The organism is Mesorhizobium sp. M8A.F.Ca.ET.207.01.1.1 (genome assembly GCF_004794715.1).
Classification (GTDB): Bacteria; Pseudomonadota; Alphaproteobacteria; order Rhizobiales; family Rhizobiaceae; genus Mesorhizobium.
Genome location: NZ_SRUS01000193.1, coordinates 1 through 380, shown reverse-complemented (window position 1 = coordinate 380; position 380 = coordinate 1). Strand labels below are relative to the sequence as shown.

Here is a 380-nt window from a genome sequence, read left to right as displayed (position 1 = left end):
GGGTGTAGCCCTGCTGCTTCATCTCGACGATGAGGTTCTGCCCCACCAGGCCTGCGGCGCCGGTCAGGCCGATCTTGTCGTTCTTGTCTGCCATGTCAGAGCTTGATCCTGCGGAAAACGAACTCGGGAATGTTCTTGATGATCATCATGATCGCCCACCAGAAACCCGGCAGGTACGCCACGGCCCTACGCTTGCCGATGGCCCTGAGGATCCCGGCGGCGACCTTGTCCGGCGTTGCCCAAAGTGCCCCCTTCTTGAAGGCGGCGGTCATGGGTGTATCGACGAAGCCAGGCTTGATCACCAGTACGTTGACGCCGGCCGGACGCAGGCGCTGGCCAAGCCCGCTCAGGTAGGCGGTGACGGCCGCCTTGGCGCTTCC

At 63.4% G+C, this 380-nt stretch carries 1 protein-coding gene; it reads right to left on the bottom strand.

What is annotated here, in order from left to right; translation table 11 throughout:
• Positions 1-95: 95 nt before the first annotated feature.
• The coding region (locus EN850_RS34135) for an SDR family NAD(P)-dependent oxidoreductase (protein ID WP_136092979.1) at positions 96-380 on the bottom strand (285 nt) is incomplete at its 5' end.